Source organism: Actinomadura chibensis NBRC 106107, assembly GCF_001552135.1.
Taxonomy (GTDB): domain Bacteria; phylum Actinomycetota; class Actinomycetes; order Streptosporangiales; family Streptosporangiaceae; genus Spirillospora; species Spirillospora chibensis.
The window spans coordinates 1-22,034 of record NZ_BCQP01000023.1 but is presented as its reverse complement, the minus strand read 5'-3'; the positions used below and the strand labels follow the sequence as shown (position 1 = coordinate 22,034).

The window sequence follows — 22,034 nt, the reverse complement described above, 5'->3', positions numbered from 1 at the left end:
ACCCGAAGATTGTCTTGGAGGCCCCCCGGCGCGGCTAGGGCCTCCGTCCCGCAGGAGCCGCGTGTATCGCGGGCGTATCGAAAACCGCATACGCCGCCGCAACGGCCCTCCGCCTTCAATGGGGCGCGGACGGAAGCGGAGGCAGTGTGATCAGGGGATGGCAGGGCTTGGTCGGGACGTTCACCGGCGTCGCGTTCATCACGGTGGCGGCGCTGCCGCTGGCCGCGCTGGCGGTGTGGCTGCTGGCACGCCGCCGGACGGCCGCCGGCGCCATGTCCGCCCGCGCGTGGCGCACGTCGCTCGCGGACGTCGGCATGGTCTACGGAACGGCGCCGTCGATCTGGATGATCATGTTGCCGGGTGCGGGGGCGGGCGTCGTCCCCGGCCGGGTGAGCCTCGTGCCGCTGCGGGACCTCGCCACGATGTCGACGGGCCAGGTCGTCGGCAACCTGCTGGTGTTCGCGGCGCTGGGGTTCCTCGCCCCGCTGCGGTTCCCGGCGCTGGCGTCGGTGACGCGGATCCTCGCGCTCGGGGCGGGCTGCTCGGCCCTGGTCGAGACCGCGCAGTACGTCCTGTGGCTGGACCGCGTGTCCTCGGTGGACGACGTGCTGCTCAACGCCGCCGGGGCGGGGCTGGCCGCGCTGGCGGCGCGCTTGTACCGGTGGTCGTCGCCCCGCACCGACGGACCGGGACCCCATCCCGCGACCGGACGCTCCTGCGCGGGCTGACCGGGGCGGCCCGAATTCGCATACACCAGCGATATGCCGCGCCGCCTAGGCTGAAGCCATGCGCGTGCTGATCGTGGAGGACGAGCCCTACCTGGCCGAAGCCGTCCGGGACGGGCTCCGGCTGGAGGCGATCGCCGCCGACATCGCCGGCGACGGGGACTCCGCCCTCGAACTGCTCAGCGTCAACTCCTACGACCTCGCGGTCCTGGACCGCGACATCCCCGGCCCGTCCGGCGACGAGGTCGCCCGGCGGATCGTCGCGTCCGGCAGCGGCATCCCGATCCTCATGCTCACCGCCGCCGACCGCATCGACGACAAGGCCTCGGGGTTCGGGCTCGGCGCCGACGACTACCTCACCAAGCCGTTCGAGCTCCGCGAACTGGTGCTGCGGCTGCGCGCGCTGGACCGCAGGCGCGCCTACGCCCGCCCGCCGGTCAGCGAGATCGCGGGCCTGCGGCTGGACCCGTTCCGCCGGGAGGTCTTCCGCGACGGGCACTACGTCGCGCTCACCCGCAAGCAGTTCGCCGTGCTCGAAGTCCTGGTCGCCGCCCAGGGCGGCGTCGTCAGCGCCGAAGAGCTGCTGGAACGGGCCTGGGACGCCAACGCCGACCCCTTCACCAACGCGGTCCGCATCACGGTCTCGGCGTTGCGCAAGCGACTCGGCCGGCCATGGCTGATCGCGACGGTCCCCGGCGTCGGCTACCGGATCGACACCCGCACCGAAGCGAACACCGAAGCGGACACCGGAACGGACGGCGACGCCACCTAGCCCGCCGCCCGCCTCGGCCGGGGTCTCAGCCCTTGTCGCGCGCGTCCCGGATCATGTCGCGGACGCGGTCCACCATCGCGACCATGGGCCCGGCGAGCATGTTCTTGGTGGCGCTCTCGGTGCCGGGATGGGGATGCGTCGGAGCCGTGGCCTCGGCGGCGCGGACGGCGGCGGCGAAGCCCTTGAGCTGGGCCGGGCTGAACTGGTCCTTGAGCCGGTCGAACTCGTAGCGTTCTTCGGCGCGGGCGTGGGTGAGGACGTCGACGCGGAGTTTGTCGATGGACTTGAGGAAGCGCGGGTCCTCGGTGTCCATGCCGTCCAGTTCCGAGAGGAGTTCCTTGGCCTCGCGCTCCTCGGCGAGCCGGTCGTCCACGATGCCGTCGCCGCCGGGGAGCCGCCGCGCCATCGGATGGACGATCTCCTCCTCGGCGGTCTCGTGGACGGCCAGCAGGCGCACCAGTTCCCGGAAGGCGGCCGTACGCTCCTCGCCCTCGGTGTTCATGACCTGGTCGAACAGGTCGCGGATGCGGCCGTGCTGGGCGCGCAGCAGGTCGATCACGTCTTCGGTCGTCCGAGCGTCGGCGGGTGTGGTCCGCATGAGCCCTCCTGGCTGTTCCGGTCGGCGCGGTCCGGGACGGCCCGTCCGAGCGGCGGACCTCCGGGTGCATGACGCGGCATCAGTTACCCGGCGTTCGGACGGCTAAGCGGGCCGGGTACCGGGAACCGGCAAAGATCTTGTCCGCGATCAGGCACCCGATGTGCGGAACCGGGCTGCTCGGGTAGGGGCGGCTCCGCCGAGACGTCAGAATTCACGAGGAGAGTGAGCCCGGTGGCGTTCAACCCGCTCGAACACCGCGGTATCCCGCTGGACGACCAACTGCGCAACTGGGGTCAGCTCGATGTCGCCCCCGTCGACCCCGACCGCTCCGATCCCTACACCAAATGCCGGATCATCACGATGAACGGCATCGAGGTGGAGGCGATCATGTTCAGCCACCACTTCGCCCGCGTCTGCCCGGACATCGAGGTCAAGCAGCAACTGGCCAAGGTCCGCTACATCGAGGCGCAGCAGCAGAAGGTGGTGAACTGGCTGCTGCCGGGGCAGGCGTCGGTGCTGGAGACGACGATCAGCTACGAGCAGGTCGCCGTCGACCTGACCGGCTGGGTCGCGCGGATGGAACCCGACCCCTACCTCAAGCAGGCCTACCAGTTCGGTCTGCTGGAGGACTTCGACCACCTGTACCGGTACGCCAACCTGTACGAGATCATCGAGCACCGCAAGGCCGAGAAGGTCATCGACCAGCTCACCGAGGTGATGCCGGGACGGCCCGGCTACCTCCAGCACCGGGACGCGGTCGACAACGTCCGCGAGCCCTACGACAAGGACGCCGCCGCGCCGATCTCCAAGCTCCACGCCCTGACCATCATGTCGGCCGAGCAGCAGACGATGAACTTCTACATGAACGTCGGCCCGATGTACATGGAGCCGATCGCCCGCCAGCTCTACCAGGAGATCGGCCTGGTCGAGGAAGAGCACGTCACGCATTACGAATCACTCGTCGACCCGGGCGAAACGTGGTGGGAACGGCTCGTCAACCACGAATACAACGAGTGCTATCTGTACTACTCGTTCATGCAGACCGAGACCGACCCGCGCGTCAAGGGCATCTGGGAACTGCACCTGAACATGGAACTGGAGCACCTGCGGATCGCGTGCGACCTGATGCGCCGCCACGACGGCCGCGACCCCGAATCGGTGCTCGCCCCCGCGCTGCCCGAGCCGGTCACGTTCGAGCCCAACAAGCAACTCGTCCGTGAACTGCTGGGGACCCAGATCGACTGGACCACGCTCGGCACCGGTTACGTCCAGGAGGCGCACCAGCGGTTCGAGGAGTACCAGGACAAGATCAACGCCGAACGGGGTGCGCAGGAGCGCGTCATCGACGAGCACCGCGACAAGTTCGGCGACGAGTACCGGCTCACCACCGACGGCCCCCATCCCGTCGCCAGCCTCCGCGACAAGCCGAAGTCATAGCCCACACCATTCCCGCGAGGCGCGGCCCGCACCAGCCTCCGCCTCCCGAAGGCTCTGAAGGCATCGGTCGAGGAGGCCGCCACGCGGCAGGGATCTCCCTGAACACCTGGAGATCGCGCTGCCGCTGGACTCCGGCGTGGAGGGCGCCACCGACTGAAACGGCCGTCGCCCTGATCGAACCCGAAACGGGGACCTTTCGAAAACCCTATAACCCATCCGCCTTCTCTGCGCTATAGTCCTGCCGTTTTCGCTCTTTCATCCCCCGCGCAAGGAAGCAGATGAACCTCGATTTCAGTGCCGAGCCCTTGTTCTCGTGGTATGTCGTCGCGCTGATGGTCTCCGGCCTGCTGATGGCCGTCGCGGCGGCGCTGCCCGGCTCCAAGGTCACCGAGCGGCTCGTGTACGTCGCGCTGGGCATCGGGATGCTCGGTTACGGCGTCTACCTCGGCTTCATTTTCGACGGTGGCTCCTACGAGATCTTCTTCTACGTATTCGTCGTGCCGATCGTGGTGCTGGCGCGGGCGTTGCGCGCGGTGGTCAGCGGGGCGCAGCGCGCCTGACGGCAGTGCGCTCGCCCTTCGCGTCGCGGGATTATGAAACCGGCCGCCTTCTCGATAACGATGAAGGCGGCCGGTTCTCCCACCGCCGGAGAAAAGCACTTGTGTGATCAGGGCTGTTGCTACTACCGGCCCAGCCCGAGGGCGGTGCCGTCGCCATTGGCGACAGCGGAGCCGTGTCCGGTGGCGGGGGCTTCCGAAGCGGCCACGGCCCCGTCGTGGCCGACGGCGAGGCCGTACTCGATCGCCGTGCTGAACGCGAGGAGCGCGGCGAGCAGCGTGCCCAGTGCGAGGGCCCGCACCCGGCGTCGGCGGCCTCTCACCGTCAGGTGACCGCCGGTCGGCGTCCTCGTCGGCATCGTTTCCGCGGAGACGGGCGTCCTCATCGGGATCCTCCTCTGTGCGACGTGCGGACCGTCCACACCTCCATATGCGCGCGGGTTACACGCCCGCCGCGCCGGGGCATGGAGTCGGCGACGCGACCATCCCCCCGGCGAGCGCGAGGGGCGCCGCCGTAGCGCGGGCAGGGAGGGACGCCTGACGATGCGCGCGTTCGGCGGGCGCGGGGCCCGGTCCGGGTGAGCCTCCTCGCGATCGCGCTCGCCTTGGCGGCGGCGGTGTTCTTCGCGCTCGCGGCGGCGTTCCAGCATCACGCGGCGTTCCATGAGGTCCGCCACCGGCTGTTCGACGTGCGGCTGCTGTGGCGGCTGCTGCACCATCCGATCTGGGTCTGCGGGCAGCTCGGCGACCTGGCCGGGATCGTCCTGCACACGACGGCGCTGCACGTCGGCACGCTCGTCCTCGTCCAGCCGGTCCTGGTCAGCGGGCTGCTGCTGTCGGTGCCGACGGAGGCCGTGCTCGACCGCCGCCGTCCGCACCGCCGCGACCTGGTCGGGGTCGCGTTCGCCGCGGGGGGCCTCGCCGCCTTCCTGGCCGCCGCCGACCCGAGGGCGGGGATCGACCGTCCCTCCGGGGCCGCGTGGCTCGCGTCCGGGTTGCTCGTCGGGGCGGCCGTGCTGGTCCTGCTCCTGCTGTCGTGGCGGACGACCAGGGGCTCCCGCTCGGGCGCCTACATCGGCCTGGCCACCGGCGTCCTGTACGGGTTCGGCGCGGCGCTGCTCAAGACCACCGCTGACCTGCTGACCACCCGTCCGCTCACGCTTCCGCTGCACTGGGAGATGTACGCGCTGATCGGCAGCGGGGTCGTGGCGCTGCAGCTCAACCAGAGCGCGTTCCAGCACAGCTCGCTGGCGGCGCCGCTGACGACGATGACGCTCGCCGAGCCGCTGGTCTCGGTCGTCCTCGGCCTCACCGCGTTCCACGAGCAGATCAGGACGTCCCCGGTGCGGCTGGCGATCATCGCCGCCGGCGCGCTCGCCATGGCCTGCGGCGTCCGGACGACCAGCACCGGACGGCGCCCGCCCGCGAGCGCGCGGAGCGGATCTGGAACACGGCCCTGAAGGCACATCGTTCTGGCGCTCCTGACGCGCCGCCACCCTCCCCGTCGATCGCGCGCGGTGGCCGGCGGGCGACCGGCCGCTCGGACTGCGGGCCCTTTACATCGGGGACGAGGCGATCCGCGCCTTCGACCGCGAGCGCTCGGATAAACCGTTTGCCCCCGTCACGGACGCGAACCTAAGCTCGCGATCCATGCGACCGATTAGCGAACGCGAGCTGCGGTCCTGCTTCGTCAACTGCTCCAAGGGCGACGCCAAGCGCCTCAACCTCCCCAAGGACTTCGCCGAGTCGCCCTGGGACGACCTCGAATTCCTCGGCTGGCGGGACCCCAAGGCCCCCGAGCGCGCCTACCTGGTCACCGAGACGGGCGACCGGCTCGCCGGGATCGCGCTGCGGTTCGCGTCCACGCCCGGCAAGGCGCGCGGGTTCAACTCGACCAGCCTGTGCTCCTTCTGCCAGACCGTGCACACCGGCGGCGGCGTCGCGCTGATGAGCGCCCGGCGCGGCGGCGAGGCGGGCAAGCAGGGCAACACCGTCGGGCAGTACCTGTGCACCGATCTCGCCTGCTCCCTCTACGTGCGGGGCAAGAAGCACACCCTGCTGGGCGACGGCCACGACGACGGCGTCCCGCTCGAAGAGAAGATCGCGCGCATCAGGACGAAGGTGGACGCCTTCGTCGCCTCGGTCGTCGGCTGATCGGCGAGCCCGCCGCGGCGGTCCGGACGGCACCGGGCGGGCGGGGCCCGGTGCCGTCCTCCTCGGCTCCGAAGGCGTCCTAACCGGCCTGGCGCTCGCAGGGTTCGGCGGACCGACCGCCGATGCTCGCCAGGACCGCCTTATCGATGAAGTCGCTCCACCTCTCCTTGACCACCATCCCGGCCTGGGTGATCGTGCCGGTCACCGCGACCCGCTTCTTCGGGACGTAGACCTGGAACGCGCCGAAGAAGCCGGTGTGCCCGTAGGCGGTCTCGCCGCCCGTCACCGTCACTCGGCTGATGCCGAGGCCGTAGGGCGAGCCACTCTTGACGCTCTGCGGGCTGACCTGCAGCATCGTCCGGAGCGTCGCCGGACGCTTGAACACCCGCCCCTCGAACAGGCCGCGGATGAACCGGTTGAGGTCGGCCGAGGTGGAGACCAGGCCGCCCCCGCCGAACGTGTCGAACGTCGGGTTGAAGTCGTAGGTGTCGCGGTCGCCGAGGTAGCTGTGGGCGCGCGTGCCGCGGGACGGTTCCCACCATTCGAGGTAGGTGCTGTCCATCTTCAGCGGCCTGAGCAGCATCGACCGGTACAGCCGGTGCAGCGGCTGCCCGGCGGCCCGCTCGATGACGAGCCCGGCGAGCGCGTACCCCGTGTCCGAGTAGTGGTAGCCCTGCGTGGGCGCGAAGTAGGGCTTGCCCGAACGCAGCGCCCAGTCGATGAGCTCCCGGGGCGTCCAGGTCTTGTACGGGTGGTCGAGCACGTACTGGAACCAGGCGTGGTCCTGCACGTAGTCGTACACCCCGGCGGTGTGGTTCAGCAGTTGCCGGACGGTGATCTGCGAGCCGTACGGGATGCGCGCGACGAGCTCCCGGTCCAGGTAGGTGCCGATGGGCGCGTCCAGGCGCAGGTCGCCGCGCTCGGCGAGGCGGAGCGCGACGGCCGCCGTCATCGTCTTGGTGACGCTCGCCGTCCGGAACGTGTCGGAGGTGCGCAGGGGGCGTCCGCCCAGCTCGTACACCCCGGCCGCGCCCTGGAAGCTCCGTCCGGGTCCGGTCATGGAGAGGATCGCGCCGGGGATGGGCGGCGCGACGACGCCGTCCAGCAGGCAGCGGAGTTGGGCGCTCACCGCCTCCCTGCCGGCGGCATGGAGCGGCGCCGTCCGGGGGAGGGGCGGGGCGGCGAGCGCGGGGGCGGCGAGGCCGCCGCCGAGCACCGCACCGGCCAGGACGGCGCCGAGCATTCGGGACTTCTGGCCATGGTGGCTGATTCTTGACCGCATGGCCAGGATCCAATCCGGATGGTATGAGTGAGACAAGAGGTCCGCGCGATTTCTGCGGTTTCCCGCACCAAGGAGGTGCCGCCATGCCCGATTCCGGCTGGGACGACTCCCTGCTCCCGAGGGAGCGCGAAGTGCTCGCCCTGATGGCCGAGGGCTGGTCCAACAGCGGCATCGCCGACCGGATGTACGTGTCGCTGAGCGCCGTCGAGAAGCACGTCACCGCCGTGTTCGCCAAGCTCGGGCTGCCCGCGTCGGCGTCCGGGAACCGGCGGGTGCTGGCGGTGCTGCACTACCTCGCGGCGAACGGCCGCCCAGGCGAGAGCGCGAGCGAACGGCCGGGCGCGGGGTGGGGGAAACCGCACAGTCGCTGACCAGGGCTTGCCGCGCGGCCGTCCGGCGAGATTGAATTCTGGCCATGCGGTCAAAAACTGATCAGGGCAGCCAGAAGAAGGCTTCGTTCATCGAGGAGGCCCGGCGGCGGCAGATCGTGGAGGGCGCGATCTCCACCATCGCCACCGCCGGGCTGCCGCAGGCGTCGCTGGCCCGGATCGCCCAGGACGTCGGCGTCAGCAAGGGCGTGATCTCCTACCACTTCGCCGGCAAGGACGAGTTGATAGAGCAGGTGGTCAACGCGCTGTTCGCGGAGACCAACCGGTTCATCAAGGCCAGGGTGGACCGCGCCCCGGACGCCCCGCGCCGCCTGCGCGCCTTCATCGAGGCCAGTTTCGAGTTCATGGCGGCCAACCGCGCCAACTTCGTCGCGCTGGTGGACATCTGGGGCAGCTTCGGGTCGCCGGAGGCCAAGCGCCGCTTCAACGCCGACATGTACGACCCGTGCCGCCACCACCTGGAGGGCATCCTGCGGCGCGGCCAGGCCGACGGCGACTTCCGCGACTTCGCGCCGGGCACGCTGGCCGCCACCGTCCAGGGCGCGATCGACGGCGTGATGCTCCAGTGGGTCTTCGACGAGGAGGCCATCGACCTGGCCGACTGCGCCGCCGAGCTGGTGACGATGTTCGACCTCGCCACCCGGCGGCGCGCGTGACCGCCGCGCCGCCGGACGGCGGGCGGACGGCCGTGGAGATCGCCGGGGGCCTCAGCGGGCTGCTCCGCGCCCGGGCGGAGGCCGACGGCGACCGGGTGCTGTTCCGCTTCGGCGGGACCGAGACCACCGTCGCGCGGGTCGAGGAGCTGACCAACCGGCTCGCGGGCGTGCTGGCCGCGCACGGCGTCCGGCGCGGCGACCGGGTCGCGGTGATGCTGGACAACGGCGTCGGCTTCCCTGTCGCGTGGCTGGCGATCGCCAAGCTCGGCGCGGTGATCGTCCCGGTGAACCCCGGCTACCGCAGCGCCGACCTGGCCTACGTCGTCCGGGACTCCGGCGCCGCGCTGGCCCTCGCGGGCACGGCGGCCGCCGCCGAGGCGCTGCTGGCCCTGGAGTTCGGCGAGGTCGGGCTGCTCGACCCCGCCGACGCCGGACCCGCGCCCGAAGCCGCCCGCACTTCCGGCGCCTTCGACGCGGGCGCCGAGATGGCCGCCGCGCCCGGCGTCCGCGACCTGCCCGACATCGGCTGGGACGACCTGGTCAACCTCCAGTACACGTCGGGGACGACCGGGTTCCCCAAGGGCTGCATGCTCACCCACCGCTACTGGCTCCACCTCGCCGAGCTCGCGGCCGACGTCGCCGCCGTCACGCCGGACGACGTGGACCTCACCGCGCAGCCCTTCTACTACATGGACCCGCAGTGGAACACGGTGCTGTGCCTGCTGACCGGCATCCCGCTGGTGATCCTGCCGCGCTTCTCCGCGTCGGGGTTCTGGCCGTCCGTCCGCGAGCACGGCGCGACCTTCTTCTACGTCCTCGGGACGATGCCGCTGCTGCTGCTCAAGCAGCCGCCCGACCCCGAACTGGACCGTTCCCACCGCGTCCGGCTCGTCCTGTGCTCGGGCATCACGCCCGCCCTGCACGCGACGATCGAGGAGCGCTGGGGCGCGCCGTGGCGGGAGGCGTACGGCAGCACCGAGGCGGGGGTCGTGCTGGCCGTCCCGCCGGAGGACACCAGCTGCGTCGGCACCGGCGCGATGGGACGGCCCGTCCCCGGCAAGGAGGCCAAGATCGTCCGGGAGGACGGGACCGACGCCGCCGACGGCGAGGTCGGCGAGATCGTCGCGCGCGGCGAGCCGATGCTGACCGGCTACTGGAACCGGGACGAGCCGCTGTTCCGCGACGGCTGGTACCCCATGGGCGACCTCGGCTACCGGGACGAGCGCGGCCACTACCACCTGGTCGGACGGCTCAAGGAGATGATCAGGCGCGGCAGCGAGAACATCGCCGCCGCCGAGGTGGAGGCCGTCCTGGCGGGCCACCCCGCGGTGCGGGCCGCCGCCGTCGTCCCCGTGCCGGACGACCTGTTCGGCGAGGAGGTCAAGGCGTTCGTCCAGCCCGCCGCCCCCGTCGAGCCGGCCGAGCTGGTCGCCTACGTCCGCGAGCGGCTGGCCGACTTCAAGACGCCGAGGTTCGTGGAGTTCGTCGAGGAGTTCCCGATGACGCCGTCCGAACGCATCGCCAAACATCTGCTGCCCGCTGGACGGGACGGCGCCTACGACGCCCGGAAGGGAACCCGATGAGCACCGATCTGCGAGTGCGCCGCGACGGCTCGACCATGGTGGTCACCTTCGACCGGCCCGAAGCGCTCAACGCCTTCCGGCAGCGCACCTATGGAGAGCTAGTCGCCGCCCTGGACGAGGCCGCAAGCGACGACAAGGTGGGCGCGGTCGTCCTCACCGGCACCGGCCGGGCCTTCTCGGCGGGCACCGACCTCAAGGAGGCGGGCGCGCAACTGGCCGCCGGAACCGACGCCGACCTGGTCGAGCGGACCGCCGCGCTGCAGGACCTCACCCGCCGCTTCACCGGCCACCCGAAGGTGATCATCGCGGCGGTCAACGGGATCGCGGTCGGCGTCGGCGTGGAGCTGTCCATCGCCAGCGACCTGCGGCTGGCCGGGCATGCCGCGTCGTTCGCCTTCAAGGAGGTGCACCGCGGCCTGTTCCCGAGCAACGGCGTGCTGTACTCGCTGCCCCGCCTGGTCGGCCACGGCCGCGCGGTCGACCTGCTGCTGTCCGGCGAGACGATCGACGCCGCCGAGGCGTACCGCGCCGGGCTGGTCAGCAGGCTCGTCCCCGACGACGCGCTGCTCGACGCGGCGCTTGAGCTGGCCGAGCGCGTCGCCGCCGCCGCGCCCACCCCGATCCGGCTGATCAAGGAGGCCATGCACCGGGTCTGGGAGCTGGACCTGGAAGAGGTGCTCGACCTGGAGACCGAGGGACTGCTGGCCTGCCTGCGCAGCCAGGACGTCCTCGAAGGCGTCCGCTCCTTCGTCGAGCGCCGCCCCGCCGTCTACCGCGGCGCCTGACCGCCGGACGGCGGGCTGCCGCAGGCCCCCGCCGTCCCCGTCCCGGCGGCGGGCCGCCCGTGCCCGCCGCCGCCCGCTCCCGCCCCCCGCGATCAACGAGGGCCCGGCCCGCCCACGGGCCGGGTCCCGACCTCCCCTTTCCCCGAAACAGCAGGGAGCCGAACGCCATGACCGGGCACGACAGCGGGGGATCGCTCCACCGCGGACTCAAACGACGGCACATGACCATGATCGGGATCGGCGGGGTCATCAGCGCCGGCCTGTTCGTCAGCAGCGGCAAGGTGATCGCCGAGACCGGCCCGGCGGCGCTGGTCGCCTACGTCCTCGGCGGCCTGATCGTCATCCTGGTGATGCGGATGCTCGGCGAGATGGCCGCCGCGCGGCCCTCGGCGGGCTCGTTCGCCGACTACGCCGGGACGGCGCTCGGCCCGCGCGCCGGGTTCCTCGTGGGCTGGTGCTACTGGCTCTTCGCGATCGTCGCGGTCGCGTTCGAGGGCGTGGCCGGGGCGAAGCTGCTGCACTCGCTGTCCGGCGACGTCCCGGTGCTGCCGACCGCCGTCGCGCTGCTGGTCGCGCTCACCGCGGCCAACCTCGTCTCGGTGCGGCTGTTCGGCGAGACCGAGTTCTGGCTGGCCTCGGCCAAGGTCGCGCTGATCGTGGCGTTCCTCGTCGCCGGGGCGCTGTACGTCCTCGGGCTGTGGCCGTCCGACGGCGCGGGCGGCGGGCTCAGCGCGCTGACCGACCACGGCGGGTTCGCCCCGAAGGGCTGGGGCGCGGTCCTCACCGCCCTCGTCACGGTGCTGTTCTCCTACTTCGGCGCGGAGATCGTCACCATCGCGGCGGCAGAGTCGGCCGAACCCGCGAAGGAGGTCGCGCGGGCCACCCTGCGGGTGGTCTGGCGGGTCCTGATCTTCTACGTCGGCTCGGTGCTGGTCATCCTGGCGGTCGTGCCGTGGAACCGCGTCCCGGCGAACGGCACCGACAGCCCGTTCGCGACGGCCATCGCCGAACTCGGCGTCCCCGGCGCGGCGACCCTGATGACGTGGGTCATCCTCGTCGCGGTCCTGTCGGTGATGAACGCCGCGCTGTACGCGGCGTCGCGCGTGCTCGGCGCGATGGCCGCCCGCGGCGACGCCCCGGCCGCGGCGGCCCGGGTGCGCGCGTCCGGGGTCCCCGCGCCCGCGCTGCTCGGCGGCGCCGCGCTCGCGCTGGTGCTGATGACCGCCGCGTTCGCGGCCGGGGACGACGCCTTCGACCTGCTGATCAACACCGCCGGGCTGCTGGTGCTGCTGCTCTACGTCTTCGTGGCGCTCAGCCAGTTGCGGCTGCGCCGCCGCATGGAGGCCGAGTCGCCCGAGCTGCTCCGGCTGCGGATGTGGGGGTTCCCCTGGCTGAGCCGCGTCGTGGTGGCGCTGCTGGTGCTGGCGTTCGCCGCGGTCGCCTCGTCGCCCGAGGCGCTCCCGGTCGTCGGCGCGGTCGCCGTGGCCGTCGGCGGGACGCTCCTCGCCTACGAGATCAAGTCGCGCCGCGAAGAACCCAGCGACGCCGTCGTCTGACCTGGGAAACAAGGCATCCCGCCGCCAGGGTTGACAGACCTCGGATCCAGTTACCTATACTTTCAGTTGTAGGTTTCCTCTCTGTACAGGTCAACGCTCCCGGGCATGGAGGGTCCCGGGGATCTTCGGAGGTGAAGCGACGATGCTGCTGACGTCGATCGACCCGTTCGTGCAGGAGTTCGAGCGCCAGTTCGACCGGGCGGTGCGGCAGGTCACCGGGAACGGCAACGGCGCGGGCATGGCGATGGACGGCATCCGCCGCGCCGACGACGTCGTCCTGCGGTTCGACCTTCCCGGCATCGACCCCGGCTCGATCGAGGTCACCGTGGACCGCGGCGTCCTGTCGGTGAGCGCGCGGCGCGAGGAGGAGTTCGGCGAGGACGAGCGCGTGTTCGTCCGCGAGCGGCCGATGGGCTCCTTCACCCGCCGGGTCTACCTCTCCGACCACCTGGACGCCGAGAAGATCGAGGCCGCCTACGACAACGGCGTCCTCGCCGTCCGGATCCCGGTGCTGGAGAAGGCCAGGCCACGCAAGGTCGCCGTCCAGCAGACGGGCGGCAACCGCAAGTCCATCCGGGCCTGACCGGCGCCCCACACCGGCCATCGGGTGAAGCCGACCCGGTGTCCGAGCCGGTCCGCGCGGCCCCGCTCCGGCGGAGGACGGCACGCCACACGCCGCCCCCGCCCGGAGTGGGGCCGCGCGCGTCCGGTCGACGACCAGGTTCGCCACGGGCCCGCGGCGCCCGGAGCCGAAGGGAGAGAACGTGACGCTGCCCTTGGACGACGAGCACGCGGCCCTGTTCACGGTGGGCCAGGTCGCCGACATGCTCGACGTGCGGCAGGCGTTCCTGCGCCGCATCGACGATCACCAGGTGGTCTCGCCGCGGCGGTCGGCGGGCGGGCAGCGCCGCTACTCCCGCCACGAGATCGGCCGCATCCAGCAGGTCGTGGTCATGATGGACGAGGGCATGACGCTCCCCGCCATCCGCCGCATCTTCGAGCTTCAGCACGAACTGGCCGAGGTCACCCGCGAACGCGACGAACTCGCCCGCCGCCTGGACTCGCTCCGCCCCCCGCCTGATCCGTCCTGACCGCGCTCTGGCGTGTGCGGTGCCCGGACCGGGGGCGTTCCGCGAGAGGATGGGACGCGTCCCCGCCGCCCGGCCGTTCCGGAAGGACGACCCGGGTAAGGGATGAGCATCCGGAAGGAGGAGTGACGACCGCATGCCCCTGACGCTGGAACACCGCTGCGACCACGACCTGGCCGTGGTGGTCCTCGCCGGTGAGATCGACGTCGCCACCAGCGCCGGGCTGCGCGAGGACCTGGCCCGGCTGGTCGCGTCCGGCGCCCGCCACCTCATCCTGGACCTCGGCGCGGTCGCCTTCATCGACTCCAGCGGGCTGAGCGTCCTGCTGTCCTTCCACCACCATCTGCGCGGCCGGCACGGGTCGATCGTCCTCGCCGCGGTGAACCAGCGGATCCGCGAGGTCCTGCGCGTCACCCAGCTCACCCGCGTCTTCCCCATCTACGGCACCGCCGACGTCGCGGTGCAGGCCCACCACGCCACCCGGACGGGACCCGACACGGCGCCCGCGCCGCCGCGGGACCGCGACCGCGACCGCGACGTCAACTGATCGGCCCGCCGCCCCGCAATCGCCGCTGTCGGCCCCTGGAACGGTCCTTGTCAAAAATTCAACCGCGCCATTCGATTGGCGCCGGGCAGATAGAACTTCGCCCGCCGGTCTGTTGAATTCGCGCAAGTATAGAAGAGTTAAAAACTGGTGATTGACCGTTCCCAGTTCGATAGTTACGCTCCATTCAGCTCTAATACATGCCCCGATGGTGGGCCTCTGATCGAAGCCGAACCGCTGGGGCATCCCGCCTCTTCGATCCGCGAAGAAAGGCGTTTCATCCCAGTGGAGGGGTAATCCCATGCGCAAAGGCATCGCATTTACCGCCGCGGCGGTCGCAGCCGTTTCCATGGCCGCCGCGCCGGCCGTCCCGGCGTCCGCCTCGGCGCCGCGGCTCGTCCGCGGCCCGGACGGCGTCACGGTCGAGGTCGTGACCGTCAACGGCTCCGGCTGCCCGATCGGCACGGCCGCCGTCGCCGTCTCGCCCGACAAAGAGGCGTTCACCGTCACCTACAGCGACTACACGGCCCAGGCGGGCGGGGACTCCAAGCCCACCGACTCCCGCAAGAACTGCCAACTGGCCCTGAAGGTCCACGTGCCGCAAGGCTTCACCTACGCCATCGCCAGCGCGGATTACCGCGGGTTCGGCTATCTGGAGAAGGGCGCCAAGGGGACCCAGAAGGCCAGCTACTACTTCCAGGGGAACGCGCAGACCACAAGCGCCACGCACTCCATCCAGAGCCCCCTCAACGACAACTGGCAGTTCAGCGACAGCGTTCCGGTGGCCCAGTTGGTATGGAAGAAGTGCGGCGAGGAGCGCAACTTCAACATCAACACCGAACTGCGCGTCGACGCCGGGACCTCGGACCCCTCGAAGGTCAGTTTCCTCGCCATGGACTCCACCGACGGCTCCATCAAGACGATCTACCACTTCTCCTGGAAGACCTGCCCGTAAGACCGCGATAATTCTGAAGGAGAACGATCGATGCGCAAAGGAGCGACCGCCGCGGCGGCCTGCCTTTCCGGCCTGGCGCTGACCACGGGCACGGCGCAGGCCGCGGCGGCCGGCCCGCCGCCCCCCGGTAAGATCACCTTGCGGGTCGTCACCGTGAACGGCTCGGGCTGCAAGGCCGGGACCGCCGCCGTCGCCCCTTCGAAAGACAACACCGCCTTCACCGTCACCTACAGCGACTATCTGGCACAGGCGGGCGGGAAATCCAAGGCGACCGACTTCCGCAAGAACTGCCAGCTGAGCCTGGCCGTCCATATCCCGCAGGGATTCACCTACGCGATCGCCAAGGCGGACTACCGCGGCTTCGCGAACCTGGCGGCCGGCGCCACCGGACTGGAACAGGCCGGCTACTACCACCAGGGCCAGTCCCAGACCACGGTCGTCAAGCACACGATCAAGGGCAAGTACTCCAAGAACTGGCAGTTCACCGACAGCACACCGGTGGCGAAGCTGGTCTGGAGACCGTGCGGCGAGAACCGTAATTTCAACATCAACACCGAACTTCGCGTGACCGCCGGCTCGGACAAGTCGAAGACGAGTTTCATGGCCTTCGACTCGGCCGACGGGAGCGTAAAGACCGTGTACCACTTCGCCTGGAAGAAGTGCGCCAGCGCACGCTGATCCGGGCTCGTCGGGCCGCGCCTGCGCTCCCCCCGCGCGCGGCGCACGGGTGGGCGTGGACGATTCCGTCCACGCCCACCTGGTCGTTTCCCGGTTCGCCGGTCCGCTTCCCCCGCGATCCGGTCGCCATGGGCCGCGGAAGTGCGGTCGCCAGAAATGATCTTTGCGGTTCGTTCGCAATACGTCCTTCCGGCCCGCTGTGAATGACGCACGGTGATCTTTCGAGGTGACGGCGATAAACCTGCGGAATCGGGTCCGCTTTCGGCCAGCCGCCCGCGTGATCGCGCTCTGGGACGAGCCCCTTTCTTGTTCTACTTTGAAGCAAGTCATGGGTGTGGCAGCGCGCGGTCGGAGCGTCCGGTGGGGCGGCGCGTCGCTCTTGTGCGGCCAGGGCTCGGGACCGACGGAGAGGTGATCGAGTGTTCGCGCGCAGACGCATGGGAACGGCCCTGCTGATCACGTTGTTCGTCGCCGTGGTCGGCGGCTCCGGGCCGCTGGCCACGGACGTGGGCGCGGCGGCGAAATGGCCGCTGACCCCGAAGGTGGATCCGCCGCCGCTCCCCGTCGACCCGAGGACGCCCCAGGAGGAACTGGACAGCCTGGGAATCAGCGGATATCCGGACCGGCTGACCGTCCAGCCGGGCGAGTCCGTGAAGATCATGGCGAGCACGAGGAGCCCCAGCTTCCGCGCGACGATGGTGCGGGTGGTGCACGGGGACGCGGACCCGCGCGGGCCGGGGCTCAAGGAGCAGGTCATCGCGTCCGACGTCAACAAGGAGTACCCCGGCCGGTACCAGACGCTGCCGCCCGGCTCCTACGTGACCGTCCCAGACGATGACAAGCTGCGGCCGGACGGGAGCTTCACCATCACGGCGTGGATCGCGCCGACCACCGTCCCCGGCTCCAAGCTCAACCCCATCGCCTACCAGCGGACCCCGGTCGCCACCGGAGCGGTGCAGGGCGTCGTGACCAAGTGGTCGGACGCGGAGAAGGCCGGATACGGCATGGTCGTCGACCGGGACGGCGGGCTGGGTCTGCGCCTCGCCGACCGGTCCGGGAACGTCCACACGGTGGGCAGCGGCGTGAAGCTCCAGCCGTGGGCCCCGGCGCTGCGCGGGGTCGAGCCGGGCGGCACCGTCCGGCCGCAGAACGTGAACTCGTCCGGGTGGTACTTCGCCGCCGTCTCCTACGACGCCGGCACCGGGAAGGTGAGGCTGTACCAGCAGCCGCTGAGCGGGCACCCCAACTCGTCCGAGGCCGTCGTCACCCGCGCGATCGGGGCGCGCGGGCTGAAGAACGCCGCCGCCCCGCTGCTGATCGCCGCCTACCAGGGCGCCGACCGGCGGCCCACCGGGTTCTACAACGGCAAGATCGACGCCCCCCGGGTGTTCGACCGGGCGCTGGACGACCGCGAGATCCGCGCCCTGCGGCTCGGCGGACCGGCCGCCGGGGCGGCGGCGGCCTTCGACTTCTCCAAGAAGACGGACACCGACCAGGTCGTCGACACGTCCGGCAACGGGCTGCGCGGCCGCGCGGTCAACCTGCCCGTCCGCGCCGTCACCGGCCACAACTGGCGGGCCGACGAGCAGGACTTCACGCGGGCGCCCGGGCAGTACGGGGCGATGTACTTCCATGACGACGACGTGAGCGACGCCGCCTGGAAGCCGAGCTTCACCTGGCGGGTGCCCGCCGACGCGCGCAGCGGCGTGTACGCGGCCAAGCTGGAGGCGGACGGGCGCGTCTACCACGCGACGTTCGTCGTCCGTCCGAAGCGCGGCAAGCCCACGTCGAGGATCGCCATGCTGGTCCCGACGTTCAGCTACCTGGCCTACGGCTGGACGGGCTCCCTGCAGAGCGGCCTGAGCCAGTACTCGCGGCACTCCGACGGGAGCGGCGTGGTCTACTCGTCGGGGCTGCGCCCGATCACCAACCTGCGTCCGCTCGCCACGGGCGACAAGGGGCAGGGCAGGCCGTGGCAGTTCGAGGCGGACACCCACATCTTCGACTGGCTGGAGTCCACCGGCCACAACGTCGACTACATCACCGACCACGACCTGCACCGCGAGGGCAGGAAGCTGCTGGACGACTACAAGGTCGTCGTCACCGGCAGCCATCCCGAGTACACGTCCGAGCCCATGCTCGACGCCCTGCAGGGCTGGCTGAACGACGGCGGACGCCTGATGTACCTCGGCGGCAACGGCTTCTACTGGGTCACCCCGCTCGACCGCACCGGCACCTACACCGAGCTGCGTCGCCACGACGGCACCGAGGCCTGGCAGAGCGCGCCCGGCGAGTACTACCACAGCCTCACCGGCGAGTTCGGCGGGCTGTGGCGCTTCCGCGGACGGCCCCCGCAGCAGCTCGTCGGCGTCGGCTTCACCGCGCAGGGCTTCGGCTCCCGCCTCGGCACCGGCCTGTACAACCGGCCCCTGGAGCGCTCGGCGGAGAGCCGCGATCCGCGCGCGGCCTGGGTCTTCGACGGCGTCAAGGCCACCGGCCCCATCGGCGACTTCGACACCCTGCAGAGCCCGGGCGGTCCCATGGGAGAGGAACTCGACCGCGCCGACTACGCCCTCGGCAGCGCCGCCAACACGATCGTGCTGGGCTCGGGCACCGGCTTCGGCGACGAGTACATGTTCGTGAAGGAAGAGAACAACACCGCCAACCTCATGGAAGGCGGCACCGTCAACTGGCTCGTCCGCGGAGACGTCGCCCTCACCCAGTACCCGCACGGAGGCGCGGTCTTCTCGGCCAGCTCCATCGCCTGGGCCGGATGCCTGTTCTACAACCACTACGACAACGACATCTCCACCATCACCGGGAACGTCCTGAGGGCCTTCGCCGCCGACAAGCCGCTCCCGGGCACCGGCTGACCCCGTGTACATATCGGTACGGGGCATTCCGCACGGGACGAGGTCGGCGGTCCGGGTACCGCGGGTCGTGGTCGTCCTCGGCATGGTGAGCCTGATCACCGACATCTCCACCGAGATGGTGACGGTCGTCCTGCCGCTGTTCGCGACGCTCGCCCTCGGGCTCACGCCCGCGGCGTACGGGCTGCTGGACGGCCTCTACCAGGCCGCGACCGTCGTGATGCGGTTGCTCGGCGGCTTCTTCGCGGACCGGCTGCGGCGTCCCAAGCTCATGGCGGGCACGGGCTACGCCCTCGGCGCCGCCGCCAAGCTCCTGCTGCTCCCGGCCGGGGGCGCGGGGGCGCTGTCGGCGGCGGTGGCCGTCGACCGCATGGGCAAGGGGCTGCGGACCGCGCCGCGCGACCTGCTCATCGCGACGGCGGCCCCGCCGGACCGGCTCGGCAGGTCCTTCGGCGTGCACCGGGCCCTCGACGCGACCGGCGCGCTGCTCGGCCCCGTCGTCGCGTTCGGGCTGCTCGCGCTCGCGCCGGGCGACTTCGACATGGTCTTCGTCGTCTCGTTCTGCGCGGCCGTGCTGGGCGTGCTCCTGTTCGTCAACCGCGTCCCGGAGAACGAGGCGCGGCGCGGCACGGCCGCCGCCGACGCGCCGGGGGAGCGGCCGGGCGAGCGGGCGGTCTCCCCGCGGGACGTCGCGGCCCTGCTGCGGATCGGCGGGTTCCGGCGGCTGCTCGGCGCGGCGGCCGTCCTGTCGGCGGCCACGATCAGCGACAGCTTCCTGTACCTCGTCCTGCTGCGGAACGACTCGGTCGGGACGCGCTGGTTCCCGCTGCTGTTCCTGTGCACCAGCCTGGTCTACCTGACCCTCGCCGTGCCGTTCGGCCGGGTGTCCGACCGGGTCGGCAGGCACCGCGTCTTCACCGCCGGGTACGGCCTGCTGCTGTGCGCGTACCTCGCCGCGATCCTCACCGGCGGTGCCTCCGGTGCCGTGCTGTGCCTCGTGTTCCTCGGCGCCTACTACGCGGCGACGGACGGCGTCCTGCCCGCGGCCGCCGCGCCGCTGCTGCCCGCCGAGCTCACCGCGACCGGGATCTCCATCGTCCAGGCGGCGGTGGCGGCCGGGCGGGCGCTCGGGGCGGTGGCCTTCGGCGTCGTCTGGTCCGCCGCCGACGGCGACGCCGCCGTGTGGGCCTTCGCCGCCGCCCTCACGGCCGCCCTGCTCGCGACGGCTCCGCTGATCGCGCGAACCCGCGTCCACCGGACGGAGGCCCGATGATCCGGCTCGACCCGCGCAGGCTGAACGACGGCAGGATCATGCTGGGAGTCGCCGTCCTGGTCATGGCCGTGGCGGCGAGTTGCGTCGCCTCGTCGGCGCTGCGCGCGAGCACGGCGGGCGGGCCGGGCGGCGGCTCGGCGGAGCTGCCCGGGGGCCGCCAGATCGTGTTCCGGTCGTTGCGTCCGGGACCGGCGTTCGGGCACGTCGCCGTGCTTCCGGCCGGCGACGTGCGGCGCGAGCGCGCCGTCCTGCCGACCCGCTGCGAGCGGACGGCCGCCTCGCCCGAGGGCGGCCTCTGCCTGCGCCAGACGCGCAACCCGATGCACCTGTACTCCGCCGTCCTCCTGGACGGACGGCTCCGGCCGGGCAAAGAGGTCCCGCTGAACGGGATCCCGAGCCGGGCCCGCGTCTCCCCGGACGGCCGCTACTACGCCACGACGGCCTTCGTCACCGGGCACTCCTACCTCTCCGACGGCTTCTCCACCGAGACCGTCATCGGCCGGGTCGGCGGCGACCCGGTCGGCAACATCGAGGAGTTCACGTTCCTGCTGAACGGCCGCCCGAACCAGAACGTCGACCGCAACGTGTGGGGAGTGACGTTCGTCCCCGGGGGAGAGCGGTTCTTCGCCACCGTGGCCACCCAGAACCGCAGGTACCTCGTCGAAGGCGACATCGGGCGCCGCACCCTCACCGCCCTGCGCGACAACGTCGAATGCCCGTCGCTGTCCCCGGACGGCCGGCGGCTGGTCTACAAGAAGCGGACCGGGTCCAACTCCGACGTGTGGCGCTTCCACGTCCTCGACCTCGCGAGCGGCGTCGAGACCCCGCTCGCGGAGACCCGCAGCGTGGACGACCAGGCGGCGTGGCTCGACGACGACCAGGTGATGTACGCGGTGCCGAAGGGCGGCGCGGGCGGCCGCAACGCGGACGTGTGGGTGACGTCCCTGCGCGGCGCCGCGCCCCGCCTGCTCATCCCGGACGCCGACTCGCCCACCGTCCGGTCGACCGGCCGCGCGCAGCGCCACGTGTAGAGCGACGCGAGGCCACCGCACGGCGCCGCGAGCGCGAGCGGCCCCGTCCCGATGCTCGATCGCTTCCGGGCCATGCCATATTATTCCGACATGGAATTGGGGGAATTTGACCGGCGGGTCACCGCGCTGCTTCCGCGCCCGGACCGCTCGGTGGTCGCCGTCGAACCGCCGGGCGAGGGCGACGGGTACTGGGCCGGAGCGCCCAGCGCGGTCGCGAGCGACGGATGGATCTACCTGGCCTACCGGCTGCGCCGGCCCATCGGGAAGGGACGCGGGTACGCGGTGGTCGTCGCCCGCTCCGCCGACGGTGAGCGCTTCGAACCGCTGTCGGTGATCAGCAAGGACGCGATGGAGGCCGAGTCGCTGGAGCGGCCCACCCTCGTCCGGACGCCGGAGGGGACGTGGCGGCTCTACCTGAGCTGCGCCACGCCGGGGACCAAGCACTGGCGCGTGGAGGTGCTCCAGTCCGACGCCCCGGACGGGTTCAGCCCCCGCGACCGGCGGGTCGTGCTGCCCGGCGACGAGAAGACGGGCGTGAAGGATCCGGTGATCGTCCGGCACGGCGGGCGCTGGCACCTGTGGGCGTCGTGCCATCCGCTGGCCGTCCCCGCCGAGGCCGACCAGATGTCCACCGAGTACGCCACCAGCGCGGACGGCCTGGAATGGGCCTGGCACGGGACGGCTCTCGCCCCCCGTCCGGGCCGCTGGGACGCGCGGGGCGTGCGGGTCAGCGCGGTGCGCTTCACGCCCGACGGGATCGTGGCGGCCTACGACGGCCGGGCCAGCGCGGCGGAGAACTTCGAGGAGCGCACCGGCTTCGCCATCGGCGACGACCCCGCGGCGCTCTCGGCCCTCGGCTCCGCCCCGTGGGCGTCCTCGCCCCATCAGGGCGGAGGGTTCCGCTACCTGGACTTCCTGCCCACCGAGGACGGCCGCCTCCGCCTGTACTACGAGGTGACCCGCGCCGACGGAGCACACGAGCTGCGGACCGAGCTGCGCTGACCCGGCCCGCGCCGTCACCGTGCCGCGCCGTCACCGTGCCGCGCCGTCAGCGTGCCGCGCCGTCAGCGTGCCGCGCCGTCAGCGTGCCGCGCCGTCAGC

At 71.6% G+C, this 22,034-nt stretch carries 23 protein-coding genes; 20 read left to right on the top strand and 3 right to left on the bottom strand.

What is annotated here, in order from left to right:
- The first annotated feature begins 146 nt into the window (after nucleotides 1-146).
- Entirely contained in the window at nucleotides 147-728 is a 582-nt protein-coding gene (locus ACH01S_RS13930) for a VanZ family protein (protein ID WP_067890528.1), read from the top strand.
- 58 nt (nucleotides 729-786) lie between these two features.
- Nucleotides 787-1,497 (top strand): response regulator transcription factor, encoded by a 711-nt coding sequence (locus tag ACH01S_RS13925; RefSeq protein WP_067890525.1) that lies wholly within the window; start codon nucleotides 787-789, stop codon nucleotides 1,495-1,497.
- Nucleotides 1,498-1,522: 25 nt separating this feature from the next.
- On the opposite strand, the gene ACH01S_RS13920 is transcribed toward ACH01S_RS13925, so the two are convergent.
- On the bottom strand, nucleotides 1,523-2,095 hold the full coding sequence (locus ACH01S_RS13920) for a hemerythrin domain-containing protein (RefSeq protein ID WP_067890522.1): 573 nt from the start codon (nucleotides 2,093-2,095) through the stop codon (nucleotides 1,523-1,525).
- A 231-nt stretch (nucleotides 2,096-2,326) separates the two neighbouring features.
- Between ACH01S_RS13920 and ACH01S_RS13915 the strand changes: the two genes are divergently transcribed.
- Together ACH01S_RS13915 and ACH01S_RS13910 are read left to right on the top strand one after the other, a co-directional pair.
- The gene (locus ACH01S_RS13915) at nucleotides 2,327-3,532 is read left to right on the top strand and encodes a hypothetical protein (protein WP_067890519.1); all 1,206 of its coding nucleotides are present in this window, start codon (nucleotides 2,327-2,329) and stop codon (nucleotides 3,530-3,532) included.
- Between the two features lie 278 nt (nucleotides 3,533-3,810).
- Entirely contained in the window at nucleotides 3,811-4,092 is a 282-nt protein-coding gene (locus ACH01S_RS13910; RefSeq protein WP_067890516.1) for a hypothetical protein, read from the top strand.
- Nucleotides 4,093-4,214: 122 nt separating this feature from the next.
- On the opposite strand, the gene ACH01S_RS13905 is transcribed toward ACH01S_RS13910, so the two are convergent.
- Nucleotides 4,215-4,475 (bottom strand): hypothetical protein, encoded by a 261-nt coding sequence (locus tag ACH01S_RS13905; RefSeq protein WP_067890512.1) that lies wholly within the window; start codon nucleotides 4,473-4,475, stop codon nucleotides 4,215-4,217.
- A 192-nt stretch (nucleotides 4,476-4,667) separates the two neighbouring features.
- Here ACH01S_RS13905 and ACH01S_RS13900 point away from each other — a divergent pair, with 192 nt between their 5' ends.
- Both ACH01S_RS13900 and ACH01S_RS13895 read left to right on the top strand, forming a co-directional pair.
- Nucleotides 4,668-5,549, top strand: coding sequence for a DMT family transporter (locus ACH01S_RS13900; protein ID WP_067890509.1), 882 nt, complete (start codon nucleotides 4,668-4,670; stop codon nucleotides 5,547-5,549).
- A 190-nt stretch (nucleotides 5,550-5,739) separates the two neighbouring features.
- Nucleotides 5,740-6,243, top strand: coding sequence for an FBP domain-containing protein (locus tag ACH01S_RS13895; RefSeq protein WP_067890507.1), 504 nt, complete (start codon nucleotides 5,740-5,742; stop codon nucleotides 6,241-6,243).
- A 79-nt stretch (nucleotides 6,244-6,322) separates the two neighbouring features.
- On the opposite strand, the gene ACH01S_RS13890 is transcribed toward ACH01S_RS13895, so the two are convergent.
- Complete coding sequence (locus ACH01S_RS13890) at nucleotides 6,323-7,525, bottom strand: serine hydrolase domain-containing protein (RefSeq protein ID WP_083980658.1); 1,203 nt, start codon at nucleotides 7,523-7,525, stop codon at nucleotides 6,323-6,325.
- An 83-nt stretch (nucleotides 7,526-7,608) separates the two neighbouring features.
- Here ACH01S_RS13890 and ACH01S_RS13885 point away from each other — a divergent pair, with 83 nt between their 5' ends.
- From ACH01S_RS13885 to ACH01S_RS13820, 14 genes are all read left to right on the top strand, one after another.
- On the top strand, nucleotides 7,609-7,896 hold the full coding sequence (locus ACH01S_RS13885) for a response regulator transcription factor (protein WP_067890500.1): 288 nt from the start codon (nucleotides 7,609-7,611) through the stop codon (nucleotides 7,894-7,896).
- 44 nt (nucleotides 7,897-7,940) lie between these two features.
- Nucleotides 7,941-8,570 carry a TetR/AcrR family transcriptional regulator gene (locus ACH01S_RS13880; protein WP_067890497.1) on the top strand — a complete coding sequence of 210 codons (630 nt, stop codon included), beginning with the start codon at nucleotides 7,941-7,943 and terminating at the stop codon, nucleotides 8,568-8,570.
- Nucleotides 8,567-10,153 (top strand): AMP-binding protein, encoded by a 1,587-nt coding sequence (locus tag ACH01S_RS13875; protein ID WP_067890494.1) that lies wholly within the window; start codon nucleotides 8,567-8,569, stop codon nucleotides 10,151-10,153. The genes ACH01S_RS13880 and ACH01S_RS13875 overlap by 4 nt, the downstream gene beginning before the upstream one ends.
- Nucleotides 10,150-10,938 (top strand): enoyl-CoA hydratase/isomerase family protein, encoded by a 789-nt coding sequence (locus ACH01S_RS13870; RefSeq protein WP_067890491.1) that lies wholly within the window; start codon nucleotides 10,150-10,152, stop codon nucleotides 10,936-10,938. Before ACH01S_RS13875 ends, ACH01S_RS13870 begins: the two co-directional genes overlap by 4 nt.
- 221 nt (nucleotides 10,939-11,159) lie before the next feature.
- Nucleotides 11,160-12,494, top strand: coding sequence for an amino acid permease (locus tag ACH01S_RS13865; RefSeq protein ID WP_169809260.1), 1,335 nt, complete (start codon nucleotides 11,160-11,162; stop codon nucleotides 12,492-12,494).
- Between the two features lie 142 nt (nucleotides 12,495-12,636).
- A complete protein-coding gene (locus ACH01S_RS13860) occupies nucleotides 12,637-13,077 on the top strand; it encodes an Hsp20/alpha crystallin family protein (protein WP_067890485.1) in 441 nt (146 codons plus the stop codon).
- Between the two features lie 181 nt (nucleotides 13,078-13,258).
- Nucleotides 13,259-13,585 carry a MerR family transcriptional regulator gene (locus tag ACH01S_RS13855; protein ID WP_067890482.1) on the top strand — a complete coding sequence of 109 codons (327 nt, stop codon included), beginning with the start codon at nucleotides 13,259-13,261 and terminating at the stop codon, nucleotides 13,583-13,585.
- A gap of 133 nt (nucleotides 13,586-13,718) precedes the next feature.
- Entirely contained in the window at nucleotides 13,719-14,129 is a 411-nt protein-coding gene (locus ACH01S_RS13850) for an STAS domain-containing protein (protein ID WP_067890479.1), read from the top strand.
- A 298-nt stretch (nucleotides 14,130-14,427) separates the two neighbouring features.
- Complete coding sequence (locus ACH01S_RS13845; protein ID WP_067890477.1) at nucleotides 14,428-15,081, top strand: DUF4360 domain-containing protein; 654 nt, start codon at nucleotides 14,428-14,430, stop codon at nucleotides 15,079-15,081.
- Between the two features lie 30 nt (nucleotides 15,082-15,111).
- Nucleotides 15,112-15,759 (top strand): DUF4360 domain-containing protein, encoded by a 648-nt coding sequence (locus ACH01S_RS13840; protein WP_067890474.1) that lies wholly within the window; start codon nucleotides 15,112-15,114, stop codon nucleotides 15,757-15,759.
- Between the two features lie 419 nt (nucleotides 15,760-16,178).
- A complete protein-coding gene (locus tag ACH01S_RS13835) occupies nucleotides 16,179-18,632 on the top strand; it encodes a LamG domain-containing protein (protein WP_148344455.1) in 2,454 nt (817 codons plus the stop codon).
- Nucleotides 18,633-18,636: 4 nt separating this feature from the next.
- On the top strand, nucleotides 18,637-19,902 hold the full coding sequence (locus tag ACH01S_RS13830; protein WP_067890468.1) for an MFS transporter: 1,266 nt from the start codon (nucleotides 18,637-18,639) through the stop codon (nucleotides 19,900-19,902).
- A complete protein-coding gene (locus ACH01S_RS13825; protein WP_083980656.1) occupies nucleotides 19,899-20,933 on the top strand; it encodes a TolB-like translocation protein in 1,035 nt (344 codons plus the stop codon). Before ACH01S_RS13830 ends, ACH01S_RS13825 begins: the two co-directional genes overlap by 4 nt.
- Nucleotides 20,934-21,023: 90 nt before the next feature.
- Nucleotides 21,024-21,935 (top strand): glycoside hydrolase family protein, encoded by a 912-nt coding sequence (locus ACH01S_RS13820; RefSeq protein WP_067890465.1) that lies wholly within the window; start codon nucleotides 21,024-21,026, stop codon nucleotides 21,933-21,935.
- Nucleotides 21,936-22,034: the final 99 nt, after the last annotated feature.

Excerpts from the sequence above, each read along its gene's own strand:
- ACH01S_RS13925 (WP_067890525.1), top strand. The coding sequence starts at position 787 with ATGCGCGTGCTGATCGTGGAGGACGAGCCCTACCTGGCCGAAGCCGTC.
- ACH01S_RS13920 (WP_067890522.1), bottom strand. The coding sequence starts at position 2,095 with ATGCGGACCACACCCGCCGACGCTCGGACGACCGAAGACGTGATCGAC.
- ACH01S_RS13910 (WP_067890516.1), top strand. The coding sequence starts at position 3,811 with ATGAACCTCGATTTCAGTGCCGAGCCCTTGTTCTCGTGGTATGTCGTC.
- ACH01S_RS13905 (WP_067890512.1), bottom strand. The coding sequence starts at position 4,475 with ATGAGGACGCCCGTCTCCGCGGAAACGATGCCGACGAGGACGCCGACC.
- ACH01S_RS13895 (WP_067890507.1), top strand. The coding sequence starts at position 5,740 with ATGCGACCGATTAGCGAACGCGAGCTGCGGTCCTGCTTCGTCAACTGC.
- ACH01S_RS13890 (WP_083980658.1), bottom strand. The coding sequence starts at position 7,525 with ATGCGGTCAAGAATCAGCCACCATGGCCAGAAGTCCCGAATGCTCGGC.
- ACH01S_RS13885 (WP_067890500.1), top strand. The coding sequence starts at position 7,609 with ATGCCCGATTCCGGCTGGGACGACTCCCTGCTCCCGAGGGAGCGCGAA.
- ACH01S_RS13880 (WP_067890497.1), top strand. The coding sequence starts at position 7,941 with ATGCGGTCAAAAACTGATCAGGGCAGCCAGAAGAAGGCTTCGTTCATC.
- ACH01S_RS13870 (WP_067890491.1), top strand. The coding sequence starts at position 10,150 with ATGAGCACCGATCTGCGAGTGCGCCGCGACGGCTCGACCATGGTGGTC.
- ACH01S_RS13865 (WP_169809260.1), top strand. The coding sequence starts at position 11,160 with ATGACCATGATCGGGATCGGCGGGGTCATCAGCGCCGGCCTGTTCGTC.
- ACH01S_RS13860 (WP_067890485.1), top strand. The coding sequence starts at position 12,637 with ATGCTGCTGACGTCGATCGACCCGTTCGTGCAGGAGTTCGAGCGCCAG.
- ACH01S_RS13850 (WP_067890479.1), top strand. The coding sequence starts at position 13,719 with ATGCCCCTGACGCTGGAACACCGCTGCGACCACGACCTGGCCGTGGTG.
- ACH01S_RS13845 (WP_067890477.1), top strand. The coding sequence starts at position 14,428 with ATGCGCAAAGGCATCGCATTTACCGCCGCGGCGGTCGCAGCCGTTTCC.
- ACH01S_RS13840 (WP_067890474.1), top strand. The coding sequence starts at position 15,112 with ATGCGCAAAGGAGCGACCGCCGCGGCGGCCTGCCTTTCCGGCCTGGCG.
- ACH01S_RS13825 (WP_083980656.1), top strand. The coding sequence starts at position 19,899 with ATGATCCGGCTCGACCCGCGCAGGCTGAACGACGGCAGGATCATGCTG.
- ACH01S_RS13820 (WP_067890465.1), top strand. The coding sequence starts at position 21,024 with ATGGAATTGGGGGAATTTGACCGGCGGGTCACCGCGCTGCTTCCGCGC.